Source organism: Streptomyces sp. NBC_00576 (genome assembly GCF_036345175.1).
Classification (GTDB): domain Bacteria; phylum Actinomycetota; class Actinomycetes; order Streptomycetales; family Streptomycetaceae; genus Streptomyces.
Genome location: NZ_CP107780.1, coordinates 9481646 through 9506189 on the forward strand (window position 1 = coordinate 9481646; position 24544 = coordinate 9506189).

Sequence of the window (24544 nt, forward strand, 5' to 3'; positions counted from 1 at the left end):
CGTCCCCGACCCTCGGGGTGCCTCAGTCCCGTACGACTTCGGGCAGCGGACGTAGGAAGACACGGTCCGCCGAGTCGAACTCCCCGTCCGGGCGGGCCGCGTGCAGGACGACATCGAGGGTGGCATTCGGATCGCAGGCGTAATGCCCGCTCGCCCAGGCGGCGTTGGCCTCGACGACCGCCCATTGCGAGCCCTCCGACAGCAGACCGACGTCCACGACGACGGCACTCGGCAGGTTCTGGGAGGCCAGGCGCCCCGCGAAGGCCAGTACCTCCGCGTGTCGAGGGTCCTCGTCGAGTGGGGCGACATCCAGCTCGCCGTGCGTCAAGTACCTGCTGCCGGTGCGGACTTCGCCGTCCAGCAGGAACAGCCGGTACTCCACGGCGAACGTCACGATGTCGCTCACCAGTACCGGCGTGCCGTCGTCGACCGCGTCGGGACCCGGCAGCCGGCTCCCGTCCGGATAGACGCGCGCGGGAAAGCTCTTGTCGTTGGGCGGCTTCACGAAAGCGGGCCGCCGTAGCTGCCTGGCCTCGGCAATGGTGCTGAACTCGATCTCCCTGTGCGTGAGTTCGTACGGCAGTCGGGCCAGCCAGTCCGGCGCCGCCTCCAGCAGCCCGAGCCCCAGGTCCGCGGCCACCGCGTCCGCGAACAGTGGCCCGGCATAGAACGTCGCACCCTCGGCGGCTCGCCACTCGTCGGGTACCCGCCACTCACGCAGGACCTCGACGCTCATGGCGCGACGGCGGGCCGCGTCGGCCAGGGCGTGTCCGGTCGCGGTAACGCGTGGGGAGAGAAAGAGAGTTCGAGCCTTCATGGAAGTAGAGGGTGGCCCAGAGGGAGCGTCGGGGGACAGCGAATTTACTGTCGCGTACAGCGTGTAGGTTGCTGCGTATGGCAGTTGAGTGGGTGGAGTCGGGTGGTGGGCCGCTCATCGCGGTACCGGAAGCGGTGCTGCCGTTCTGGGCGGGGGCGGACGGCGACGAGTTGTCGACGGACTACGACCGGGCCTGCGAAGTGGACGGACTCATCGGCTTTGTGCCCGTCGGCGACACGACCGCTCTCGTCCTCGGCGACGAACCCGCCTCGACCGCGTTCCTGCCGGAGCACGACACCTTCGTACGGTGGTGCGCCGCCGACTCCGAGGACGAACTGCTGGCCTGCGTCCCGGCAGCGCTCGCCGCGGCGGAGTGGGAACCGGACAGGGCGTGGGAGACACCGGGGGACGTGCTCCTCTTCGACTCCGCCTGGCCGGGCAAGGAGACGGACCGGACCGATCACCTCCGGGTCGAGCTGGCGCCGGGGCGGTACGCGGTGCGGGCGGCGTACGTGGAGCCGGGACCGGAGACATGGGTGGGCCTCGTACAGCTGCGACGGCTGACGGACTGACGCGAGGCCGGCGCGAGGGCAGAGGGCCGGGGCTCGGGGTGTACCCCCGAGCCCCACAACCCCCGTATTCCGCCCCCGAGTTGCTCTCGGCGAGCTACCTCACAGCTGGGACAGCTCGTCCACCAGATCGTCCAGCCCCAGCGACCCCTGCGACAGCGCGGCCATGTGCCAGGCCTTCGCGTCGAAGGCGTCGCCGTGGCGGCGCTGGGCGTTCTCCCGGCCCAGCAGCCACGCCCGCTCGCCCAGCTTGTAGCCGATCGCCTGGCCGGGGATGGTCAGATAGCGCGTCAGTTCGCTCTCCACGAAGTCCGCGGGGCGGCTGCTGTGGGCGCCGAAGAACTCCTGAGCCAGTTCCGGGGTCCAGCGCTCGCCCGGGTGGAACGGGGAGTCCGCCGGGATCTCCAGTTCCACATGCATGCCGATGTCGACGATGACCCGGGCCGCCCGCATCATCTGCGCGTCGAGGTAGCCGAGGCGCTGCTCCGCGTCCGTGAGATAGCCCAGCTCGTCCATCAGACGCTCCGCGTACAGCGCCCAGCCCTCGCAGTTGGCGCTGACTCCGCCGACGGTGGCCTGGTAGCGGGAGAGGTTCTCGGCGACGTGCGCCCACTGCGCGAGCTGGAGATGGTGGCCGGGGACGCCCTCGTGGTACCAGGTCGAGACCAGGTCGTACACGGGGAAGCGGGTCTGGCCCATCGTCGGCAGCCAGGTGGTGCCGGGGCGGGAGAAGTCCTCCGACGGGGCCATGTAGTACGGCGCCGCCGCGCTGCCGGGGGGCGCGATACGGGACTCGACCTTCTTGACCCGCTCGGCGAGTTCGAAGTGCGTACCGTCCAGCGCCTCGATCGCCTGGTCCATCAGGCCCTGGAGCCACTCGCGGACCTCGTCGACGCCCTCGATGTGCTTGCCGTGCTCGTCGAGATGCGCCAGCGCCACCCACGGCGTCGCGGCGCCGGGCAGGACGTTCTCGGCCTCCTGCTTCATCTCGCCGAGGAGCCGGTGGTACTCGGCCCAGCCGTACGCGTACGCCTCGTCGAGGTCCAGATCCGTGCCGTTCCAGTAGCGCGACCAGCGTGCGTACCGCTCACGCCCCACCGTGTTCGGCGCGCCCTCGACGGCCGGTGCGTACACGTCCCGCATCCAGTCCCGCAGTTCGACGAGGGCCGCGGTCGCCACCCGCGCCGCCTCGTCGAGCTCGGCGCGCAGTGCGTCGGGGCCGGCCGTCACGAAGTCCTCGAACCAGCCGAGGCCCTTGCCGTCCAGGTCGGTCCACTCGCCGAGCTGCTCGATGAACGTGGCGGTGGGACGAGGACCCGCGTACAGCTCGCGTTCCAGGCCCAGGGCCAGGCTCTCCCGGTAACCCCGCAACGCGGCCGGAACCGCGCGCAGCCGTTCCGCGACCGCCGTCCAGTCCTCGTCCGTCTCCGTCGGCGTCACGGTGAACACCTCGCGCACCGAGTGCGCGGCCGTGTGCATGTTGCCGACGGCACGGAGGCCCTCGCCGGCCTCGTGCACGGCGAGTTCGGCGGTGAGCCGCTCGCGCAGCAGCCGCCCACAGCGCCGCTCGATGTCACTGTCCGCGCCGGGCCGCCGCTCGGCCTCGTCCAGCCGGGCCAGCGTCGTCCGCGCCAGCTCCGCGAGGGCCTCCTGGCCGGCGGGCGAGGTGTCCGGAAGCCTGCTCGAACTCTCCTTCACGCCGAGGTACGTACCGGTGACCGGGTCGAGGGCGATGAGCTCGTCGACATAGGTGTCGGCGACCTCACGGGGCAGCGGGATCTTGGTATCTGACATGGGCCCATCCTCGTACGCGACCGTGGCTGACGTCACGTCGATTCGCATCGGCATGCGCGACCGGCCCGGCGGAAAATCGCCGGGCCGGTCGTGACGCGACCAGTACGTACGGAGGTCAGTCCCGGGCGCTGTGGTCGTACGACCTCGGGGAGGCGACCGGGGTTGCGTCCAGGCGGGCCGTGATGACGAGGGTGCCTTCCTCGATCTGGTAGTCGAGGGGCAGGCCGAGGCCGCGCATCGCGGCGACCATGCCGGTGTTGGAGGACTGCGTGACGGCGTACACGTGCTCGCAGTTCGCCTCGCGCGCCATCGACACCAGACGGCGCAGGAGTTCCCCGCCGATGCCGCGCCGCTGCCACTCGTCCTCGACGAGCAGCGCGATCTCGGTCTCGTCGCCGTCCCAGAGGAGGTGACCGAGGCCGACCACCCGTCCCGACGCCGTCTGTACGGCGAGCGTGCGGCCGTAGCGCGGGCTGAGCAGGTGGCCCAGGTAGCGGTCGGCGTCGCCCATCGGGCCGTGGTAGCGCAGCGAGAGGGTACGTGGTGAGCAGCGCTCGTGCATCGCCTTCGCCGCGTCCAGGTCCCTGGCGTCGGCGCGCCGCACCGTGATGTCGTTGCCACGCGGCAGCGTCAGTACGTCCTGGCCGTGCGGTACGCGGGGGCCGAGCCGCGCGTCCAGCTCCACCAGCGCCCGCGCGCGGGCGAACTCGGTAGGGGTGAACGGCAGATACGGCCGCTCCACAGTGATCACTCCGCCTTCCGGCGCGCGCAGCCGCATCACCGTGTCCGTCTCTTCGAGGGCGCCCCCGACGGGTACGCCCTCCCGCGCCGCCGAGTCACCGCCGGGCAGCGACCGGATGGTGCACCGGCCGAGCAACTGACGCAGTGCGAGAGGCAGTTCAGCCGCGTCCAGGGCCGTACGGGTGGCCAGGCCCAGGACCCGGGTCGGCGCGTCGACGAGATCGTGGGCGTCGGCCCGCTCGATCCACGTCCCGGCGCCGCCCGCCCGGGACACCGCCTCCGAGATCTCGGTGGCGGTGAGCTCACCGGGGGCGCGCAGCAGGAACTCGTCGACCGTCCCCCGGGCCAGCGGATGCGTCTGGAGGCTGAGAATGTCGATACGCCGCTCGGCGAGGACGATGCACAGCGAGGCGAGCGATCCCGGCTGGTCCTTCACCGTCGTCCGCATCCGCCACAGCACACTCGCACCGGTGTCCATGCCGGTATCGGTATCGGCGTCGGTGGCGGTGGCGCCCGGCGGTGCGTGACCGTGGCGGCTTGCCCACCATGTGCGCAGCAGCGCGGCGAGTTCGGCGACGTCCCGCCGCCACTGGCGTACCGGGCGCTCGTCCGTCACGGGGGTTTCCTCAGATATCTTTCGAGTCATGCAGTCACCATGCGCCAACGGTGTTGCGTGATCACGAACGGACTGTGACCGAAGGGTTAAGTCGCATTCCGCCCCTTTTGTTTACTTTTCTACGGCTACTGTCGTGTGCGTCTTTACTGCCCCACTCGCCCCGGCTGCAGCACCTTCGTGAACAGCACGGTCCCGTCCTGCTCGCGCAGCCGTACCGTCAGCTCCCCGCTGCCGCCGTCGATGTCGACCTCGCCGAAGAACTGGTAGCCGCCGACGGGCGAGACGTTCGCCGCGGTCGGCGCCTTCACGAAGACCCGCTCAGGACCGAACGTGCCGTCGAGCGCGCTGGCGGGGAAGGCCCCGGCGTTGAGCGGGCCCGACACGAACTCCCAGAACGGTGCGAAGTCGGTGAAGGCGGCCCGCGAGGGCTGATAGTGCTGCGCCGAGGTGTGGTGCACGTCGGCGGTCAGCCAGACCGTGCCGGTGATCCGCCGGTGCTTGATGTGCCGCAGCAGTTCGGCGATCTGCAGCTCACGTCCGAGCGGCGCACCCGGGTCGCCCTGCGCGACGGCCTCGATGTTCGCCTTGCCCTCGGTGGCGTCGGGTACGACGAGGCCCAGCGGCATGTCGGCGGCGATCACCTTCCACACGGCACGCGAGCACGACAGCTCCCGCTTGAGCCACTCCAACTGCTCGGCGCCGAGAATGCCCTGCGGGTCGACGGTCTGGCCGTCAGGCGAGTTGGCGTTGCGGTACGTCCGCATGTCGAGGACGAACACGTCGAGCAGCGGCCCCTGGTGCAGCACCCGGTTGACGCGGCCCTCCCGGGCACCAGGCCGGAGCGTGGAGATCGGGAAGTACTCGCTGAAGGCCCGCCGGGCCCGGCCCGCGAGGACGTCGACGCTCTTCTCCGTGTAACGGGTGTCCGAGTCGAGGATCCTCTGCCCCGGGTACCAGTTGTTGCGCACCTCGTGGTCGTCCCACTGGATGACCGACGGGACCTGGGCGTTGAACCGACGAAGGTTCTCGTCGAGCAGGTTGTAGCGGAAGTTGCCGCGGAACTCGCCGAGCGTCTCGGCGACCTTCGACTTCTCCTCGGTCGTGATGTTCCGCCAGGTGCTGCCGTCGGGCAGCGCCGCGGTCGCGGCTATCGGACCGTCGGCGTAGATGTTGTCGCCGCTGCACAGGAAGAAGTCGGGGTCCAGCTTGCCCATCGCGTCGTAGATCCGGTAGCCGCCGAGGTCCGGGTTGATGCCCCAGCCCTGCCCCGCCAGGTCCCCCGACCACAGGAACCGCACCCCGTCGCGCCGCCGCACCGACGCCGTACGGAAGGTGCCGGTCACCGGCTCGCCGGTGCGGCGCGGGTCGTCCGGGTCGGCGAGCAGCACGCGGTAGTGGATCTGTTCGCCCGGCGGCAGCCCGCGCAGCCGCGTCGTACCGGTGAAGTCGGTGTCCGTGCCGAGCAGCGGACCGTGCCAGCGGCGGGGGTTGCGGAACGACTCGGTGGCGGACGTCTCGACGACCATCCGGGCCGGCCGGTCGGACCGCACCCACACCAGCCCCGAGTCGGCGGTCACATCGCCGGTCTGGACGCCCCAACCGGCCTTCGGCCGCCCGGACAGGGCGAACGCGGGCGCCGCCGCCCCGACGGCGGCGGGCAGGGTCAGGGCCGCCGACGCGGCGAGCGAACCGCGCAGCACGCTGCGACGACCGGGCAGGGAAGAAGGTGACATGGGGCAGTGCCTCCGGGGACAGGATCCGGCGAGTGTGCACAGCCACAACTACTGGGGCACCGCAGCGCCCACACAAACCCCAAGTGAACAACTGCCAGCGGGGACACGGGAAAGACACGGGAACCGGTGTGCGAGCCGACGTCAGGAAGCGAGAGCCTCCGCCATCAGCCGCACCCCCGCCCCGATCCGCGCGGGCGACAACTGCGCGTACCCCACCACCAGCCGTACGCCCCCGCCCCGCACGGGCGCGTGCGCGAAGTCCGCCAGCGGCCGTACCGCCACCCCGGCCGCCGCCATCCGCTCCAGGAACCGGTCCTGCGGCCCGTACCGCTCCGGCAGCGCGGCGATCACATGCAGACCGGCCGCGATCCCCGACACCTCGGCCCCGGGAAAGTGCTCCTCCAGCGCCGCTACGAGGGCATCGCGCCGTTCCCGGTACGCGCGCTGGCACCGGCGCAGATGCCGGTCGTAGTCGCCGCGTTCCACGAACCGCGCGAACAGCTCCTGGTCGAGGGCGGGATGGCCCAGGTCCATCGTCCGCTTCCGTTCGACGACCTCCTCGGCGAGCGACTCCGGTACGAGGAGCCAGCCCAGCCGCAGCCCGGGCGCGAGCGACTTGCTGACGGAACCCGTGTAGGCGACGCGCTCGGGGTCGAGCCCCTGCAGCGCGCCCACGGGAGCGCGGTCGTAGCGGAACTCCCCGTCGTAGTCGTCCTCGATCACCAGCCCGTCGACCGCCCGCGCCCAGTCGAGGAGTTCGGTGCGGCGCCCCGCGGAGTAGGCGATCCCGGACGGGAACTGGTGGGCGGGCGTGGTCACCACCGCCCGTACCCCGGAGGCCCGCAGCCCGTCGAGGCCGAGGCCCTCGTCGTCCAGGGGCAGCGGTACGGCGGCCAGGCCGGCCGAGGCGTACAGGGAGCCGTGTTCCGGGCTCCCCGGGTCCTCGACGCCGATGTCGCGCATCCCGCGCGCGTGGAGCACATGTCCGAGCAGCGTCGTCGCCTGCGCCACCCCGGAGACGACCACCAGCCGTTCCGGGTCCGCGACCACGCCCCGGCGTCGCGTGAGCAGCTCCGCCAGCGCCGTCCGCAGCCGGGGCAGCCCGCGCGGATCGGGGTAGCCGAGGGCGTGATGGGGGAGCTCGGCGAGCACCGAGCGCTGGGCGGCGGCCCACGCGGCACGCGGGAACAGCGACAGGTCGGGGGTGCCCGGCAGGAAGTCGGCCCGGGCGCCGGGGGAGCGCGGAGCGAGGTCCCGCGCGCGCGGGTGAGCGGCCCGGGCGGCACCTCCCACCCAGGTCCCGGCCCCGCGCCCGCTGCGCAGATAGCCCTCCGCGGTCAACTGCTCGTACGCCTCCGTGACCAGCCCACGAGACACTCCGAGGTCGGCCGCGAGATCCCGGCTCGACGGCAGCCGCGTCCCGGAGGCGAGCCGCCCCGAGCGGACCGCTTCCCGGAGTGCCTCCTGAAGCGAACGCCCACGCGCGCGTGGCGGTGCGGCAGCGGCCGGGAGCAGCAACTCCCAGGCGGCGGAGCCCGGCAGGCCGCTCGGACTGGTCCCCGATGACGTCATGGAAGTGGACCTTAATCCGGTCCGCCGCGCTCCCTAGCGTCACCTCCATGAACGCCACTGCAGACCCGGCCGACGTCACCCCCGCGCGCGGGGCCCTTCTCACCGCCCTCGCCGCCGTCCTCGTCGGCTGCTCCTTCACCGCCAACAGCGTCCTCGGCGACTACCCGTACGCGGGCGGGCAGTTCCTGCGCTACGGCTTGGCCTGTCTGCTGCTCCTGCCCCTGGTCGGCCGGGGCGGCGCAGCTCCGCTGCGGGCACTCACCGCCCGCCAGTGGATTCGCCTCGCGCTGCTCGCCGCCGTCGGCATGGTCGGCTTCAACCTGGCCGTCATCGCCGCCGAACGCAGCGCGGAACCGGCGGTGCCCGGGGTGTTCGTGGGCTGCGCGCCCGTGGTCGTGGCGGTCCTGGTGCCGCTTCTGGACGGGCGGCGGCCCCAACGGGCAGTGCTGTACGGGGCGTTGACCGTCGCAGTGGGCGCGTTCGCGGTTCAGGGGTGGGGCCGTACGGACGGCGTGGGCATCGCCTTCTCCGGGTGTGCGCTGGTCGGCGAGGTCGGGTTCGCGGTGCTCGCCGTGCCGTTGGTGCGGCCCCTGGGACCCCGGCTGCTGTCCGCGACCGTGTGCGGGTTCGCCGCCGCCGAGTCCGCGCTCGCCGGGGTGCTTCTCGACGGCACCGGCTGGCTGCGTCTGCCCGACGCCACCGAGACCGCCGCGCTGCTGTGGCAGGCGGCGGTCGTCACCGTCGTCGGCTTCGTGTGCTGGTACATCGGCATGCAGCGGATCGGCGCGGAGCGCGCCACACTCTTCTCCGGTCTCATCCCGGTCGCCGCGGCCTGCACCGCCCCGCTCGTCGGCACAGGCTCCTACGGCGCCGCACAAGCTGCCGGAAGCGCCCTCGTCGGTGCCGGAGTCGCCCTGGGATCGGGCGCGTCGGCCCTCGTACGGTCAGCGGCTGCCGTCGAGGATCACCCGGGCGACCAGCGCCGGGTCGTCGTTCATCGGGACGTGGCCGCAGCCGGGGAGCCGGATCAGGCGCGCCTTGGGGATGATCCGCTTGGCGCGGATGCCCTGCCGGCGCACCAGCAGCACATCCCGAGTGCCCCACGCCACGGTGACGGGGATGCCCGGGACGTCGTCGGTGAACCGGAGGTCGCGGCCGGTCCTGAGGGTGTCCGTGAACCGCTGGGCGTTCGCCAGGGCGAGCGTCTCGGCGACGACGGCCTCGGGTGAACGGCGGCCGGGACGGGCGTAGATGGTGCTCGTCAGGACGGCGCGCCCCGCCGCCGAGCGGGACAGCCGCTCGACCAGTGGCAGCGGCATGCTCCGCGCGGCCCGTCGCATCGCGAGCAGCACACCGAACGCGTACCGCCGTTCCGCCTGCGACCAGAACCCCGCCGGGGAGAGCGCGGTCACGGACCGCACGCGCTTCTCGCGTCCGAGTTCCAGGGCCAGCAGACCGCCCAGCGAGTTGCCCGCCACATGCGGCCGGTCCAGTTTCAGCGCGTCGCACAGGCCGCCGAAGACGGCGGTCATCGTCGCAAGGTCGTGCGCGAAACTGTCCGCCAGCGCGGGGGACGCGCCGAACCCGGGAAGATCGACGGCGATCACATCGCGCTCGGTGGCCAGGATGTCGATCACCGGGTCCCAGGCCTGCCGGTGGTGCCCGATGCCGTGCAGCAGCAGAAGTGGTTCGCCGGCGCCCACGCGCGCGTACGACAGGGTCACGGTCCTGGTCTCGGCCCCTGGGCCGTACGGAGAGGGGACCTCGAAGGCGACGGTGGCGGACATGGGGCTGCTCCTCGTCGTACACGTGTACACACACGTCTGCGTATCTGCGTGGCTGTCCAGGGCACTGCGTAGACAGCTTGTCAGCAATTACTACCGACGGGTAGCCCCTGGCGGGTACCGGCCGTCAACTCGCTGGACACGGCCCTCGGTGCCGGGTTGGGATGGAGCAATGACCGCCGACACCGTGACCGACGTCTTCGAAGAGCACCGGCCCGTCCTCATGGGCGTCGCCTACCGCATGCTCGGCCGGGTGGCCGACGCCGAGGACGTTGTCCAGGACGCGTGGCTGCGCTGGTCCGGCGCCGACCGGACCGACGTACGCGAACCACGCGGCTATCTCGTGCGCGTCACGACCCGGCTCGCCATCGACCGGCTTCGCCAGGTGAAGGCACGCGGCGAGACGTACGTCGGCCCGTGGCTGCCCGAGCCGTACGTCACCGAACTCGCCGGCGGCACAGGCACCGTTCCGGACGCGGCCGAACGGGCCGTGCTCGCCGACACCGTGTCCCTCGCGGTCATGGTCGTCATGGAGTCCCTCTCGCCGCTGGAACGTGCGGTGTTCGTCCTCAGGGAGGCCTTCGCGTTCCCGTTCGCGGAGATCGCCGCCATGCTCGACCGCTCCGAACCGGCGGTGCGCCAGCTCGCCGGACGCGCCCGCCGGCACGTCGACGAACGGCGCCCGCGCTACGAGGTCGACCCGGCCCAGCGCCGTGACCTGACCGAACGGTTCCTCGTCGCCGCGGAACAGGGCGACCTCGCGAGCCTCATGGAACTGCTCGCCCCGGACGTCTGCCTCGTCGCCGACAGCGGCGGTCTGGCACGGGCGCCGCGCCGGATCCTGGAGTCGGCCGACCACGTGGGCCGCTTCGTCGTCGGCACCGCCGCCAAGGGTCTCGTGGACGCCTCGTTCCGCTTCCTGGAGGTCAACGGCGGCTTCGCCGTGCTGGTCCTGGCCGGCGGCAAGCCCGACGCGGTGTTCCAGATGGATGTGGCGGACGGCCGCATCCAGTGCGTGTACATCATCCGCAACCCCGACAAGGTGCGTTCCCTGGCCACTCCCCAGGAAGGCTGATTGGTCTTGACCAAGCCTCAGGGTCGCCCTATGGTCGCAGGAAAGTGCAACAACCTTTAATAAACAAGGGCGCCAAAACGCCGCCGGACCACGGCGATTGCGGAGGACAGGGTGGGGACCACGCAGTTGGAAACGGTGCCGGAGCCGAAGTACTGGCATCTGAAGACCGTGCTCAGTGAGGCACTGGACTCCGAGTTCACGGTGGGCGAGATCCTGCCGAACGAACGCGACCTCGCGGCCCGCTTCGGCGTCGCCCGGGCCACGCTCCGCCAGGCACTGGAACAGCTCGAACTCGAAGGCCGGCTCCAGCGCCGCCGCGGTGTCGGTACGACCGTCGCCCCGCCGCGTATGGGCGTCGCCGTCGGCACGGCCCAGCACGCGTGGCCGGGCGTGGCGGACGACGCCTGGCAGCCCGTGGACAGCGGGCTGACCGTACCGGCCGTGGGGGTGGCCGCCGCCCTGGAGACGGGTCCGGACGAGCCCGTCCACGCTGTGCGCCGCTCCCGTGTCTCGCACGGCCAGCCGGTCGCCGCCGAGCTGCTCTACGTCCCGGCCGCCTCGGTGCCCGACCTGACGGGGATAGACGCCCCGTCCGGCGCGGCACGCGCGCGTGCGGTGCTGCGTGAACTGCAGCGCCTGGAGCTGGAGGGCCAGGACCGCGCCGTGGAGCTCGGCTCGGCCCGCGCGGACGACGCCAAGGAACTGGACCGCCTCCCCGGGGCCCCCGTCCTCGTCGTCACGACCCGCTTCTTCGCCCAGGGCCGCACAGCCGCGCTCTCCGTCGCCACGTACCGCGCTGACACGTGCCGGTTGACGTTCGGCGACACCGGGGGAGTGGAGATCCACCACGGCCCGGAACGCCGCGCGTCCTGACCGCCGTAACGCCGCAGAACTGCTGAGCCGTACGATCCCGATGCCCCGGAAGAGCTTCAGCTTCCTGGGCATCCGGCGTTTTCGGGCGGCTCAGCGACGGGCCGTCACGGTCCCCTCCACCGCGAACAGCTGCTCCTCGACATGGTCGAGAGCAAGCCGCAGCGCGCCCGTCGCCACGGCCGCCTCGCCGAGGAGCGACAGGGCCACGCCGGGCGGGCGCAGACAGTAACGCGCCAGCTCGTCGCGCAACGGCTCCAGCACGCCGTCCAGCCCCGCCGCCCAGCCGCCCACGACGACCAGCTCGGGGTCGAGGGCCAGGACGAGCGCGGCCACGTCGTGGACCAGCCGCTGGATGAAGCGGTCGACGGCCGCGCGGGCCCCCTCGTCGCCCTCGCGCGCGTGGCGGAACACCTCGGCGACCGCCACCTCGTCGAGCGGGTGCAGCGGCTCGCCCGTGGTCGACAGCAGCACCTCCGGGGTCGCCCCCCGGCCCAGCAGATGCAGCGCGCCGATCTCCCCGGCTGCCCCGCCGTACCCCCGGTGCAGCCGTCCGCCGATCAGCGAACCGGCGCCCGGACTCAGCCCGGCCAGCACGAACACCACGTCGTCGGAGTCGATCGCCGCGCCCTTCCAGTGCTCGGCGACGGCAGCCGCGTTGGCGTCGTTCTCCACCAGCACAGGACACTTGAAGGACCGGCTGAGCCGCTCACCGAGCCGCAGCCCGGTCCACTCCGGCAGCGCCGTGCACAGCCGTACGACCCCGTCGGCCTCCACGATCCCCGGGGTGGCCACGCCCACGGCCCGCAGCGAGTCGCGGGCCACCCCGGCCCGGCGCAGCAGCTCGGCGACCGCCGACCGCAGCCGCTCCAGCCGCTCGTCCGCGGGCGCCGCCTCGTCGACGTCCTTCGAGATCGACCCCAGAAGCCGCCCGTCGAGGTCGGACAGCAGCGCGGCAACACGATGGGACCCGATCTCAAGGCCCAGCAGATGCCCGGCCTCGGCCCGGAACCGGAACCGCCGCGCAGGCCGCCCCTGCCGCCGGGCGACGCTCTCGTCGGCGGCCTTCTCGACGACGAGCCCGCCCTCGATGAGCCCCTCGACGACGCCCTCGACAGTCGGCCGCGACAGCCCGGTCACCCGGGTGATCTCGGTCAGCGTCGCGCAGTCCGTGGCACGCAGCGCGTGCAGCACCACCGCGGAATTGATCCTCCGCAGCAGCGAGGGATCCCCACCGGTCAGCTGCCCCAACGTACGTCCTCCCAGTTAAGCGGCCCTGGTGAAGTCGGCTGCGCTACCGCGCCCGGAAAGGGGCGCGGGGCGACATCGATCTGCGGCTCCGCCACGGGGCGCGACCAGCCCCCCACCGGCCCGCAGATACATCACCGCGCTCCCAGCGGAGCGCTTGGTGCGCGTGTGGGCCGGATCGTACTCGGCGCGGAGCACCCGGGCGAGAGCCGGACGTCCCCGACCTGTCCGACGAGCCGGGATCATCCGGGCGCCACGAACCCGGATTCGTACGCCACGATGACCGCCTGCGTACGATCCCGGGCCTGCAGTTTCGCCAGCACCGCGCTGACGTGCGACTTCACTGTCTCGGTCCCGACGACCAGCCGAGCGGCGATCTCCGCGTTGGACAGCCCCCGGGCCATCAGCCGCAGCACCTCCGCCTCGCGCTCGGTCAGCCGCGCCCGCTCCAGAACCGCCCGTGCGGCCCGATTGCCGCCGTTGTCGCCGTCGCCGTACTCGGCCGCCAACCGCCGTACCGAGGCCGGGAACAGCAGCGACTCGCCCTCGGCGACCAGCCGGACCGCGTGCACGATCTCGGCCGGCCGGGCCCGCTTGAGCAGAAAGCCGTCGGCACCGGCCCGCAGCGCCTCGTACACGTACTCGTCGTTCTCGAACGTCGTCACCACCAGGATCTTCGGCGGCTCCGGCACGGTCCGCAGCACCGCGCGCGTGGCCTCGATCCCGTCCATCAGCGGCATCCGCACATCCATGGCGACGACATCCGGCCGCAACTGCCTGACCAGCGGAATGACGGCGGCCCCGTCCGCCGCCTCCCCGACGACCTCGATATCGGGCTGAGCCTCCAACACGGCCCGCAGACCGGCACGTACGAGGGGCTCGTCATCGACCAGGAGCACGGTTACGGGCATCCGGTCAGCGTAGATCAGCGCAGCGGCAGCTCGACGTGCACCTGCCAGTCGCCCTCGTCGGGCCCCGTCCGCGCACGGCCGCCCAGCAGCGCCGCACGCTCCCGTATGCCGCGCAGACCGCTGCCCCGGCCGGGGCCGGGTATCGCGGCGGTGAGCGGGTTGCGGACCTCCAGGGCGAGGGTGTCGTCCGCCACCCCGATACGCACCCGGACGGGAACGGCCCCCGCGTGCCGCAGCACATTGGTGAGCGACTCCTGGAGGATGCGATAGCCCTCGCGGGACACCGGACCCGGCACACCGTCGAGAGAACCGGTCACCTCCATGTCGACCTTCGCCCCGGAGAAGCGCGCGGACTCCAGGAGGCGGTCGGCCTCGGTGAGGGCCGGGCGGCTGCTCACGGGCCTGCCCGACTCCCGCAGTACGCCGAGGACGCGCTCCAGGTCCTCCAATGCGGCCCGGCCGGTCTCCTCGATGGCGTCCAGCGCCCGGTCGGTGAACGCGGGATCGCCCGCCGCACGGGCCGCGCCCGCCTGCACCACCGCCACGGTGAGCGCGTGCCCGATGGAGTCGTGCAGCTCACGGGCGATGCGGTTGCGCTCCAGGAGCTGCTCGGTGCGCTCCTCCAGGGCGGCGAGACGCTCCGTGGGGGAGGGGCCGAGCAGGCGCCCGGCCAGCCGGGTGATCAGCTCGCCCGAGCCGACCACCACCGCGGCCAGCAGGATCAGCGGCAGCGGCGCGAACAGCGCGTGCCACCAGTGGTGGCTCTCGACGCGCAGCAGGGCACCGTCGTCCCCCGGTGTGTCGCCCAGCGCGGTCATCACCAGATTCTGGGTGGTGATGGGCAGTTGGACGGTCAGCATCGAGACCAGACCCCCGAGCAGCAGCCGGGCCTCCAGCCAGAGCACCGTACGGCCCCGGTCTCCCCAGGTGACGGACGAGACGGCGACAATCCCCGAACTGCCTCCGTCGCTGTCCCCGTTGCTGCCATGGCGGTGGTCGATCAGCAGCAGTCTGGCCTGCAGTCCCTCCACGGTCCGCATCGCGGGCACCAGCCCGGCGAGTCCGAGCAGCCCGGCCGACGCGAACCAGATCCACCACCCGTCCCAGACGAACAGCCACATGGCCGGCCACACGACGGCCATGAACAGATGCAGCCATCGTGTGTACGTGACCGCCCGGCTGAACGGGCGCAGGATGCGGATCATCCCGACATCGTGACAGGCGGCACTGACATCAGACCTCCCCCGGGCGGGGGAGACGGAACCCTCCGGCGGGGGAGGCGCCCGTGCCGGGCCGGCGGCCAGGCTGCTGCCATGACCAGCATCGACGTCCAGAACCTCACCAAGGAGTACGGCACGACGCGAGCCGTCGACCACCTCACCTTCCGCGTCCTGCCCGGCCGCGTCACCGGCTTCCTCGGCCCCAACGGCGCCGGAAAGTCCACCACCATGCGGCTGGTGCTCGGCCTGGACCGGCCGACGTCCGGCACCGCCACGGTCGGCGGGCGCGCCTACGCCACGCTCGACGAACCGCTGCGCCAGGTGGGCGCCCTCCTCGACGCGCAGGCCGCGCACGGCTCACGCACCGCACGCGACCATCTGCGGGTGCTGGCGGTGAGCAACCGCATCCCGGAGCGCCGGGTGGACGAGGTCCTGGAGGAGACGGGGCTCGCGTCCGCCGCGAGACGCCGCGTGAAGACGTACTCCCTGGGCATGCGCCAACGCCTGGGCATCGCGGCCGCCCTCCTCGGCGATCCGCCCGTGCTGCTGCTCGACGAGCCCTCCAACGGACTCGACCCCGAAGGCATCATCTGGATCCGGGAGTTGCTGCGCCGCCTGGCCGGCGAGGGCCGGACGGTCCTGGTGTCCAGCCACCTCATGAACGAGACCGCGTCCTTCGCCGACCACCTCGTGGTCCTCGGCCGCGGCCACCTCCTCGCCGACACCCCGATGCGGGAGTTCATCCACGCGCGCGTGCAGCCGCGTGTGCGGGTGCGCACGACGAAGGACGCCGCATTCAAGGACGCCCTCGCGAGCCACGGATACGAGGCCGTCGAGCACGAGGACGGGCACTTGACCGTGCACCACGCACGCGTGGACGACATCGGGCGACTCGCGTCGGACGCCGACGTGCCGGTACTCGAACTGGCCACGGAGGAAGGCACGTTGGAGCAGGCCTACCTCGATCTGACGATGTCCGAAACCGAGTTCGCCGCCCAGCAGTCCCCGACGCAGCCCCAGGAGGCCTGACCATGCCGTTCGCACCCGTTCTGCGCTCCGAGTGGCTGAAGATCCGTACGCTCCGCTCCCTCTGCGGCGCACTGTTGGCGGTATTCGCCGTCTCCACGGCCTTCTCCGCGCTCGCCGGCGTCTCCAGTACGTCCGACCCGGAGTTCGACCCGCTGTTCATGGCGCTCTCCGGAGTCGGGCCCGGCCAGATCGCCGCCATCGCCTTCGGCGCGACGGCAGTCTCCTCCGAGTTCCACGGCGGCGGACTGCGGCTCTCCCTGGCGGCGGTGCCACAGCGTGGACGGTGGTTCGCGGCCAAGATCGCGGCTATCGGCGTACCGGTCCTGGTGGTGGGACTGGTCACCGCCGCCGCTTCGCTCGCCGCCGCCAGGGCGGGACTGGGCGACGAGGCGAGCGGACTCACGTTGGGCGAACAGGCGCGTGGCGTCGTCGGCTGCGGCATCTACCTCACGCTGATGGCACTGCTCGCGGCCGGACTCACCGCCCTGTTGCGCAGCGGCGTGGCCACGCTCAGCATCCTGATCCCGTTCGTCCTCATCATCTCGTTCGTGGTCGGGGACGTGGCAGGTGGGCTGACCGACTTCATGCCCGACCGGGCGGGCCAGGTGGTCCTGCACGAGACGTCCGACAGCTTGCTCGGCCCCTGGACCGGTCTCGCGGTGACCGCGCTCTGGACGGCGGCCGCACTGCTCGCGGGGGCGTGGAGCGTGCGGCGCCGGGACGCGTGACGGACGTACGCGCACCCGTACACACCCTAGGAAGCCGCGTCCCGCAGTCGTCCGAACTCCTCGGACATGGTCGCCGCCGTCCAGTGCGCGTTGAGACCGCTCGGGTTGGGCAGCACCCACACGCGCGTGTCGCCGAACTGCCGCTCCTGAGGGCCCACCTGGGCCCTGCGGTCGTCGAAGGCGGCACGGTACGCCGTCACGCCCACGACGGCCAGCCAGCGTGGCCGCAGCCGCGTCACCTTCGCGGCCAGTAGCCGCCCGCCCTCGCGGTACTCCTCCGCGGACAGCTCGTCGGCCCGTGCGGTCGCCCGCGCGACGACGTTCGTGATGCCGAGCCCGTGCGCGAGCAACTCGCCCTGTTCGGCAGGCTTCAGCAGCCTCGGCGTGAACCCGGAGAGGTGGAGGACCGGCCAGAAGCGGTTGCCGGGGCGGGCGAAGTGGTGACCCGTCGCCGCCGTCATCAGGCCCGGGTTGATGCCGCAGAACAGAACATGGAGGCCGTCCGCGGTGACGTCCGGTACGAGACGGTCGCGGGCGGCCTCCAGCTCGGCCTGGGTGAAGCGGGTCAGAGGATCGCTCCGGGCGTGTAGGCCGCGGCAGCCGGGTGCTGCTTGGCGATCTCCTCGATCCGGCCGACGACGACGGCGACCTGGTCGGCGGCGGCGCCCGTGAACGACAGCTTGTCGGCCATCAGGGCGTCGAGCTGCGCGCGGTCCAGGGGGATGCGCTCGTCGGCGGCGAGTTTGTCGAGGAGTTCGTTGCGCTCGGCGCCCTGCTCACGCATGGCGAGCGCGGAGGCGACGGCGTTCTCCTTGATGGCCTCGTGCGCCACCTCACGCCCGACACCCGCGCGCACCGCGCCCATCAGCACCTTGGTGGTGGCGAGGAAGGGGAGGTAGCGGTCCAGCTCGCGCGCGACGACGGCCGGGAAGGCGCCGAACTCGTCGAGGACCGTCAGGAAGGTCTCCAGCAGCCCGTCAAGGGCGAAGAACGCGTCGGGGAGGGCCACCCGGCGCACCACCGAGCACGACACGTCGCCCTCGTTCCACTGGTCGCCCGCCAGCTCGCCCGTCATCGAGGCGTAGCCGCGCAGGATCACCATGAGCCCGTTGACGCGCTCGCAGGAACGCGTGTTCATCTTGTGCGGCATCGCGGACGAGCCGACCTGGCCGGGCTTGAAGCCCTCGGTCACCAGCTCGTGCCCGGCCATCAGCCGGATCGTCTTGGCGATCGAGGAGGGCGCGGCGGCCACCTGCACCAGCGCGGTGACGACCTCGTAGTCGAGCGAGCGCGGGTACACCTGACCGACGGAGGTGAAGGCGGTGGAGAAGCCCAGGTGCCCGGCGATCCGCTGCTCCAGCTCCGCGAGCTTGGCCGCGTCCCCGCCGAGCAGGTCCAGCATGTCCTGGGCGGTGCCCACGGGACCCTTGATACCGCGCAGCGGATACCGCCCGAGCAGCTCCTCGACCCGGGCGTACGCGACCAGCAGCTCGTCGGCGGCGGTCGCGAACCGCTTGCCGAGGGTGGTGGCCTGCGCGGCCACGTTGTGCGAGCGGCCGGCCATGACCAGCTCGCCGTACTCACCGGCAAGCTTCCCGAGCCGCGCCAGCACGGCCACCGTACGGTCGCGCACCAGCTCAAGCGAGAGCCGGATCTGCAACTGCTCCACGTTCTCGGTGAGGTCGCGCGAGGTCATGCCCTTGTGGACCTGCTCGTGCCCGGCGAGGTCGTTGAACTCCTCGATCCGCGCCTTCACATCGTGCCGGGTGACCTTCTCGCGCTCGGCGATGGAGGCCAGGTCGACGGTGTCGAGGACCCGCTCGTAGTCGGCGAGGGCGGCGTCGGGCACCTCGATGCCGAGGTCCTTCTGGGCCCGCAGCACGGCGAGCCAGAGCTGCCGTTCCAGCCTCACCTTCTGCTCGGGAGACCAGAGCGTGGCGAGCTCGGTGGAGGCGTAGCGTCCGGCGAGGACGTTCGGGATGCGGGGCTTTGCGGGTGCGGCGGTCACGTGCACGGATTCTACTGGCGGTTCGTGCAGGCCAGCGCCAGGGATGCGTTCGGTGGAACCTACGAGATCTGCGTCACGCCGGTGGGTCGACCGGGACAGTTTGTCGCGGGGCGAGGAAAGTTCCGCGGTCAGTCCTCGTACGGCGACAGGTCCGGCCGTTTCGCCGGCATCCCGTCCCCGGACGGCGTGCCTATGGGGTCATGTTGCCCGGAATGCGGTGCCGGCTCAGCTCGGATGCTTGACCGGTACCGACGGCGGGTCGCCGATCTGGCCGTTGGCGGTTCGGGAGCGGCAGAACAGGAGCTGCTTCGGCGAGGTGCTCGTGAACGGGGATTGATCGTAGTCCCCGTAGCGCTGCACGACGTGGAGACCGGCCAGCCGGCAGAGCGCCAGGAGTTCCTCGGGAAAGAAGCAGCGCATGCTGACTTTCTTGGTGCGTACGCACACGCTGTCGCGTAGGTAGTCCAGCGTGAAGCGCAGCACTTGGGCGGCGGCGTCGTAGTTGGTCGTCGCTCGCACGTCGAGCCTCGCCCCGTCCCGGTCCGCGACCGACTTGTGGTGGTAGGGCGACTCGGGGAGCCGGCACAGCTTGGCCATGTCGGGGTTGAACACGTCCAGGATCAGGGTTCCGCCTGGTCGCAGCACGTTTCGCGCCGAGGCGAGGAACGCGACCACGGAATCCACGTCGTGCAGGTGCTGCATCGCGTTGGTTGCCGAGAACACCAGGGAAAAGCGCCTGTCGGAGCGGATGTCTCGGCAGTCCTGTTCCAGCCACTCGACCGGCAGTCGCTCGTCCTCGGCCCGCTGACGGGCACGCGCAAGCATCGAGGGCATGATGTCAAGCCCTGTGACCTCGACACCCGCCCGCGCGATCGGCAGGGTGATGCGCCCGGTTCCGCAGGCCACCTCCAGGACCGGACCGTCCGCCCGGACCGCTTGGCCGAGGAAGAACGGGATGTCGTGGGTGCGGGCGGTGAACTCCTGATCGTAGAAGTCCGCATCGTCGTACACGGCCAGGTCCTCCAGTGGCTTCATCGCGCCACCGTCGGCGTCGGGCCGAAAGCGTCAGCAAGGCTGGTCAGGATGGAGCCGGACCAACTGCTCTCCCCGAACACGCTGACCGGCATGGCGAGCACGCCGCACTCACGCTGGAGCGTCTCCGCCGGGATTTCAACCGGGAAGAAATAGTTGCCGGGACACGTCCGGCTCGCCGTGGGAATCGCCCCGAGCACCTCGTCCGGCAACCGTTCGAACAACCGCTCAGCCCGTGCGGCCAGTTCGTCGACGACCCGCCGGGGCACGTCGCTGTGCTCGGTCAGCAGACGGTCGGCGAGCCTCAGCTGTGCTGGCGTCGGCGGATCCGCCCGGAACGCTTCGGCCCATTCGGCGTGCGCCGGGCCCAGCAGGACCACGCCGAACGTGCGTGGCCACAGCCATCCCTTGGTGACCGAATGCAGCAGGACCGCGCAACCGGTGTCCAGCAATCGCCGTGTGCCGGCAGCGAACGGGGCTCCCAGGTCGTAGACGCTGTCGATCAGCAGGCGGCGGCGTGGTGATTCCCGCAACCACGAAATCACCGCGGCGCACTCGGCATCGGACAGGTAACGGCCGAGCGGCTTGCTGGGGTTGGCGAGCAGCAGATATTCGGGCCGTTGATCCCCCGGCGACCTCGGCAGGGCCGGCGCCGGTAGCGTCGGGTAGGACATGGGCTCGAGGCCCGCAGCGCGGGCCAGCTCGAAGTAGACCGGGTACACGTCGCTGGGCAGCCACAACCGCGCGTGCACGGCGCGCAGCCGGTGGAACACCACACCGAGCCCGTGCCGGACCCCTCGACAGACCATGGCGTGGCCGGACCACTCTTCCGGCAGCTCCAAGCGCTGCAGCCAGGCTCGGGCGAGATCGCACCGGTGCACCGTACTCATGTCGGTCGGCGGTTCCGGCCGCACCGGAGCAAGCGCCCGGTACACGTTGGTCTCGGCGGCGTCCAGAAGCGACGAGGAAGCACCGAGTTGCCGCTGCCGGAATTCCTGGAACTCCTCGAACCTCATGCCGCTGCGCCTTCCGGCACGATCTCGCTGGCCCGGTCTTCCAGGGAGGCGTAGCAGCGTCCGTCAGCCATGACGTTCCAGCTGCGTGCGATCCCGCTGGTGCGTTCCCAGAGCAGGCTGGGCTCGGTGTAAGCGGCGATCCGCATCGGCTGTCCGTCCCAGCTGCCGTGGTAGACCGGCGCGCCCCAGGGCAGGCGGCTCGCCAGTTCGAAACCGTGCTGCTCGGCGAACCCGGTGACGATGGACAGTGAGACCTGGTGCTCTCGGCTCCAGACGTTGGCGGCGCGGTCGAAGTAGAGCGACTCGGTGCTGGTGGATACGTAGAGCTCTTTGAAGCAGACTTCCTCGACACCGAGAGCCGCGGCCCACGAAAGGTAGTCGGCGACCTCGGCCGCGTCGGCGACGCCGCCGTGCTGGAGTACACAGATCAACCTCATCCGCAGTCCCGGCCAGCGGTCACGTTCCACGCGCCAGGTGTCGATGACAGAGCTCACCGGCGTGCGCAGCATCATCAGCCGCTCGTTGACGGCGTCGTCCTGATGGTGCCGGGAGACCGCCAGCACGCTCAGGCCCGCGGCGCTCAGGGCTGCGAGGCGGTCGGCCCGATCAGCGTGCCGGCCTTTCGCCAGGGTGTGCGCGTTGGTGATCAGGACGACCTTGGGGAAGGCCGCCGAGCAGGCGGACACCAGTCGCAGCTGCTGTTCGAACGGTATGAGCGTGGGCTCCCCGCCGCCGGTGATCACTGCACGCTCGGCACCTGCCGCACGGGCGCGCTCCAGCCAGTGGGCGACCGCGTCCCACGGGACCCGTGCCGGGGCCTGGTCGCTGGAGATCGAAGCCGAGGAGAAGCAGAACGAACACCGGGCCTGGCAGGCGGAGGCGACCGGCAGAAGCGACACCGAGCGCGGTCGCGTGTCGGCGTAGCGACGCAGTGCCGAACCGTGCAGGTGCAGGGAGGACGCCATCGCGTCCTCGACGGTTGTCGGGCGCAGAGTGAACTCGTCGCCGGCTCGGTCGAGTTCGTGGACTGCTGACAACCGGATGCGAGCCTCGTGCAGTTCCATGCCGAGGCCGGTCGACACGTTGGGCACCAGCTTGTCGGGGTCCACCGTGGTTTCCAGCACCAGCAGCCGGTCACCCGGAATGGCCAGACGGTCCAGCAGGCGTCGCGCCTTGCCGATGCCGATTCCCAACTCCGCACGGGTCAGCAGGTGGAACCGGTCGGGATAGGTACTCTCCGGAATCCCCGCTTTACCGTAAGCGTTCGCGTACTTGTCGAAGCCCTTCGCGAAGTTCGACAGCACGATGACGTGGAAGCGCTGGTCGCCATGGTTCATCCCGTCATCATGCATGAACGGGCCTCAGACGACATGGGCCGAACTGCAGGTGGAACGCGGTGTCCCGATCCCGATCCGTCGTCAACGACACGCCCCGCCCTGCCGCGGTCCACGACACGGCCACCGGTGACCTGGAGACCGTTGACCAGCCCGGTGTGGCCGAGGACTTGCCCTCCTTCGTCACGAGTACCCGATCGCACCCCGATGCCAATGCTGACGGCGCCGCGATCGGTTCTCCCGGAGTCCTCGGTGGGAACTTGCTCCAGGTTCCCGCCAATGTGCCGGGCAGCAGGCCGTACACGCTGGCCGCGTCGTCTGAGCAGATCACCGGGGCTCGTCCCTGGGATTTCTGGTGGGACTGCTCCGCTCCGTCGAACGCGGCCACCTCGTCGAACGCCCCGAGGCGGTGGCGGCGTGAACCGGCCCACCAGCGGCATGTTGCACCACGTCGAGCTGTGGGTGCCGGACCTCGACCGCGCGGTCGCCTTTCTCGGCTGGCTGCTGGAGACGCTGGGCCACACCCTCTTCCAGAGCTGGAACAACGGACGCGGCTGGCGGCTCGGGCCGACCTACCTGGTCCTTGAGCAGTCCCCGGCCCTCACCGCCGACCGGCACGACCGCTGCCGGCCAGGGCTGAACCACCTGGCCTTCCACGTCGAAGACGAAACCTCGGTCGACCAGCTGGCCGCCGACGTGGCTCGGCATGGCTGGCATCTGATGTTTCCAGACCGGCACCCGCACGCCGGCGGTGCCCAGCACTATGCCGCCTATCTGGAGAACGACGACGGATTCGAGGTCGAACTCGTCGCGATCAGCCCACCACAACAAAACTGAGATCAACCGATCCACAGGTCTTGACGATTACTCCAATTGCCGTAGCCGTCCTCACTACGGAGCGGCAACGCTGAAGAAGCTCACTGACCAGGAGAAACAGCAGTCGTCCCGGCGAATGACCGTGTTAGAAATTGTATTTGTCGATGTTTTTGATGGTGAAGGCGGTCGAATCGCCCAGGTTGATAACGCCATTGATTCCGAGCGCGTAGAAATGTCCGTCCATGGTGCTGAGGCCTTGCCCCTCTCGTCCTGTGATCTGTCCCGAGGCAAGGGACTCCGCAGTCCACGCTGCGAGTTTCCCGAGTTCGGTGGGATCCCAGAGTCGAAAACTCTCGACCGTACCGTCCTTGACATACTCCCTCATGCCATTGGGCGTTCCCAGGCCCGTCAGCTTGACCTTGCCCTTGAAGGGTGATTGTGACAGGTACTGAGCGGCAGCGTTGATGCCGACAGAGGTCGGAGCGATGATCGCCTTGAGGTTCGGGTACGTTTTGAGGAGACTCCCGGTGAGCCGATAGGACTTATCTGTATTATCGTCGCCGTAGGCGACGGTGACCAGTTTGATGTCTGTGTAGCGTGAGTCGGTGTCGAGGTCTTCCTTCATGTACTTGATCCAGTTGTTCTGGTTCGTCGCACTCTTGGAAGCGCTGAGAATCGCTATTTCTCCCTTATAGTCGATCTGCTCCGCCAGCGACTGGACCAGCGGAAAGGTCAACTTGTCCGGGTCAGCAGGCGAGACGAAGGCGTTACGACACTCGGGGCGCGTGTCGGCGTCATACGTGACCACCCGGATGCCCTTGTCCATCGCGTGCTTGAGCGCGCCGCAAAGAGCGTCGGGGTCCTGCGCCGAGACGACGATGGCATCAACTCCCTCGTCGGTGAGTTGGTTGATGTACTTCACCTGCCCCGCTGTGTCGGTACTGTCAGGAGTGCCAACCTCTTTGAATGTCGAGCCGAGCTTCTCGACGACTTCCCTACCACCTTGGCTCGCAGCCGAAAAATAGAGATTCCCTCCCAACTGCTTCGGGACGAAGGCGATAGTCATCCCCTTCTTTATGGGATCCAGGGGATAACCTCTCTTTGCGGTAGTGGGGTTTGTCGGCACAGCGCTCTCGGGATCTTTATTCTCACTACCGCACGCGGCGGTGAGAAGCGTGAGCGGGATAATGACGGCCAGCGCCGATACTGTACGGCGTGTCATAAAATTGTTCAAAACACTACTCTTTCCTCGGGTCGGGGAAGTGGTGCTGTACGAGCAGTCTCCTCGGCACTCCTGGCGGCTGCGGGCATCAGGAATGAGACGTCCTAGGCGTGACACCTGGACGGGTTTGGATTGAGGGACGATTCCTCAAGAGCTGAGAATATCGGGGCGTTGAGATCTTTCGATGCCGGTACAGAGTCGATGCTTCGGCTCTCCCTAGCTCGACTCACAGAGAGGCAGAAGGGCGATTGATGTGCTCTCTGGACCCTAGGTGGCACTGGCCTCTGACAAGCGAGACGCAGGGCTTCGTGCGGGCTAGTCCAGGTTGCCGAGGCAGCCGGACACGTCAGACCGCTGAGCGGCGGTGATACGAAAGCGTTTGCGGTCTGACGGAGCGTCAGAACGGCTC

At 70.4% G+C, this 24544-nt stretch carries 21 protein-coding genes and 2 pseudogenes; 8 read left to right on the forward strand and 15 right to left on the reverse strand.

The features are described from left to right. Positions 1-22: 22 nt before the first annotated feature. Positions 23-817, reverse strand: coding sequence for an ATP-grasp domain-containing protein (locus OG734_RS41435; protein ID WP_330292525.1), 795 nt, complete (start codon positions 815-817; stop codon positions 23-25). 77 nt (positions 818-894) lie between these two features. Between OG734_RS41435 and OG734_RS41440 the strand changes: the two genes are divergently transcribed. After that, complete coding sequence (locus OG734_RS41440) at positions 895-1389, forward strand: immunity 21 family protein (RefSeq protein ID WP_330292526.1); 495 nt, start codon at positions 895-897, stop codon at positions 1387-1389. Positions 1390-1488: 99 nt separating this feature from the next. Here OG734_RS41440 and OG734_RS41445 read toward each other — a convergent pair whose 3' ends face one another. The 4 genes from OG734_RS41445 to pdxR form a co-directional block, all read right to left on the reverse strand. Further along, complete coding sequence (locus OG734_RS41445) at positions 1489-3180, reverse strand: DUF885 domain-containing protein (protein ID WP_330292527.1); 1692 nt, start codon at positions 3178-3180, stop codon at positions 1489-1491. Between the two features lie 115 nt (positions 3181-3295). Beyond that, on the reverse strand, positions 3296-4567 hold the full coding sequence (locus OG734_RS41450) for a GNAT family N-acetyltransferase (protein WP_330292528.1): 1272 nt from the start codon (positions 4565-4567) through the stop codon (positions 3296-3298). 113 nt (positions 4568-4680) lie between these two features. Next, positions 4681-6270: an alkaline phosphatase D family protein gene (locus OG734_RS41455; protein WP_330292529.1), complete on the reverse strand. Its 1590-nt coding sequence runs from the start codon at positions 6268-6270 to the stop codon at positions 4681-4683. 141 nt (positions 6271-6411) lie between these two features. Next, positions 6412-7842: a MocR-like pyridoxine biosynthesis transcription factor PdxR gene (gene pdxR / locus OG734_RS41460; protein ID WP_330292530.1), complete on the reverse strand. Its 1431-nt coding sequence runs from the start codon at positions 7840-7842 to the stop codon at positions 6412-6414. A gap of 47 nt (positions 7843-7889) precedes the next feature. On the opposite strand from pdxR, the pseudogene OG734_RS48170 reads away from it, so the two are divergent. Beyond that, positions 7890-8267, forward strand: a pseudogene (locus OG734_RS48170) (EamA family transporter); the annotation flags it as partial. A gap of 519 nt (positions 8268-8786) precedes the next feature. Here the strand turns inward: OG734_RS48170 and OG734_RS41470 are convergent. Beyond that, positions 8787-9629: an alpha/beta fold hydrolase gene (locus tag OG734_RS41470; RefSeq protein ID WP_330292531.1), complete on the reverse strand. Its 843-nt coding sequence runs from the start codon at positions 9627-9629 to the stop codon at positions 8787-8789. 169 nt (positions 9630-9798) lie between these two features. Here OG734_RS41470 and OG734_RS41475 point away from each other — a divergent pair, with 169 nt between their 5' ends. Both OG734_RS41475 and OG734_RS41480 read left to right on the forward strand, forming a co-directional pair. Next, positions 9799-10701 (forward strand): RNA polymerase sigma-70 factor, encoded by a 903-nt coding sequence (locus tag OG734_RS41475; RefSeq protein ID WP_330292532.1) that lies wholly within the window; start codon positions 9799-9801, stop codon positions 10699-10701. Between the two features lie 111 nt (positions 10702-10812). Next, a complete protein-coding gene (locus OG734_RS41480; protein WP_330292533.1) occupies positions 10813-11574 on the forward strand; it encodes a GntR family transcriptional regulator in 762 nt (253 codons plus the stop codon). A gap of 90 nt (positions 11575-11664) precedes the next feature. On the opposite strand, the gene OG734_RS41485 is transcribed toward OG734_RS41480, so the two are convergent. The 3 genes from OG734_RS41485 to OG734_RS41495 all read right to left on the reverse strand — a co-directional run bounded on the left by OG734_RS41485 (position 11665) and on the right by OG734_RS41495 (position 14935). Continuing rightward, the gene (locus OG734_RS41485; protein WP_330292534.1) at positions 11665-12822 is read right to left on the reverse strand and encodes an ROK family transcriptional regulator; all 1158 of its coding nucleotides are present in this window, start codon (positions 12820-12822) and stop codon (positions 11665-11667) included. Positions 12823-13061: 239 nt separating this feature from the next. Continuing rightward, complete coding sequence (locus OG734_RS41490) at positions 13062-13730, reverse strand: response regulator transcription factor (RefSeq protein ID WP_330292535.1); 669 nt, start codon at positions 13728-13730, stop codon at positions 13062-13064. 14 nt (positions 13731-13744) lie between these two features. Then, positions 13745-14935, reverse strand: a complete 1191-nt coding sequence (locus OG734_RS41495) for a sensor histidine kinase (protein WP_330292536.1) — start codon at positions 14933-14935, stop codon at positions 13745-13747. A 108-nt stretch (positions 14936-15043) separates the two neighbouring features. Between OG734_RS41495 and OG734_RS41500 the strand changes: the two genes are divergently transcribed. Continuing rightward, positions 15044-15979 (forward strand): ABC transporter ATP-binding protein, encoded by a 936-nt coding sequence (locus OG734_RS41500; RefSeq protein ID WP_330292537.1) that lies wholly within the window; start codon positions 15044-15046, stop codon positions 15977-15979. Positions 15980-15981: 2 nt separating this feature from the next. Next, entirely contained in the window at positions 15982-16707 is a 726-nt protein-coding gene (locus tag OG734_RS41505) for an ABC transporter permease (RefSeq protein WP_330292538.1), read from the forward strand. Positions 16708-16733: 26 nt separating this feature from the next. Here the strand turns inward: OG734_RS41505 and mug are convergent, their stop codons facing one another. From mug to OG734_RS41530, 5 genes are all read right to left on the reverse strand, one after another. Further along, complete coding sequence (mug, locus tag OG734_RS41510; RefSeq protein WP_330293980.1) at positions 16734-17276, reverse strand: G/U mismatch-specific DNA glycosylase; 543 nt, start codon at positions 17274-17276, stop codon at positions 16734-16736. After that, entirely contained in the window at positions 17273-18715 is a 1443-nt protein-coding gene (gene purB, locus OG734_RS41515) for an adenylosuccinate lyase (RefSeq protein ID WP_330292539.1), read from the reverse strand. The genes mug and purB overlap by 4 nt, the downstream gene beginning before the upstream one ends. Before the next feature lie 225 nt (positions 18716-18940). Next, the gene (locus OG734_RS41520) at positions 18941-19750 is read right to left on the reverse strand and encodes a class I SAM-dependent methyltransferase (protein ID WP_330292540.1); all 810 of its coding nucleotides are present in this window, start codon (positions 19748-19750) and stop codon (positions 18941-18943) included. Continuing rightward, a complete protein-coding gene (locus OG734_RS41525; protein ID WP_330292541.1) occupies positions 19747-20763 on the reverse strand; it encodes an aminotransferase class I/II-fold pyridoxal phosphate-dependent enzyme in 1017 nt (338 codons plus the stop codon). Before OG734_RS41525 ends, OG734_RS41520 begins: the two co-directional genes overlap by 4 nt. Then, entirely contained in the window at positions 20760-22100 is a 1341-nt protein-coding gene (locus OG734_RS41530; protein WP_330292542.1) for a radical SAM protein, read from the reverse strand. The genes OG734_RS41525 and OG734_RS41530 overlap by 4 nt, the downstream gene beginning before the upstream one ends. A gap of 155 nt (positions 22101-22255) precedes the next feature. On the opposite strand from OG734_RS41530, the pseudogene OG734_RS41535 reads away from it, so the two are divergent. Together OG734_RS41535 and OG734_RS41540 are read left to right on the forward strand one after the other, a co-directional pair. After that, positions 22256-22372, forward strand: a pseudogene (locus OG734_RS41535) (chaplin family protein); the annotation flags it as partial. A 163-nt stretch (positions 22373-22535) separates the two neighbouring features. Then, the gene (locus tag OG734_RS41540; RefSeq protein ID WP_330292543.1) at positions 22536-22934 is read left to right on the forward strand and encodes a VOC family protein; all 399 of its coding nucleotides are present in this window, start codon (positions 22536-22538) and stop codon (positions 22932-22934) included. 124 nt (positions 22935-23058) lie between these two features. Here the strand turns inward: OG734_RS41540 and rhaS are convergent, their stop codons facing one another. Next, entirely contained in the window at positions 23059-24147 is a 1089-nt protein-coding gene (gene rhaS / locus OG734_RS41545; RefSeq protein ID WP_443065011.1) for a rhamnose ABC transporter substrate-binding protein, read from the reverse strand. Positions 24148-24544: the final 397 nt, after the last annotated feature.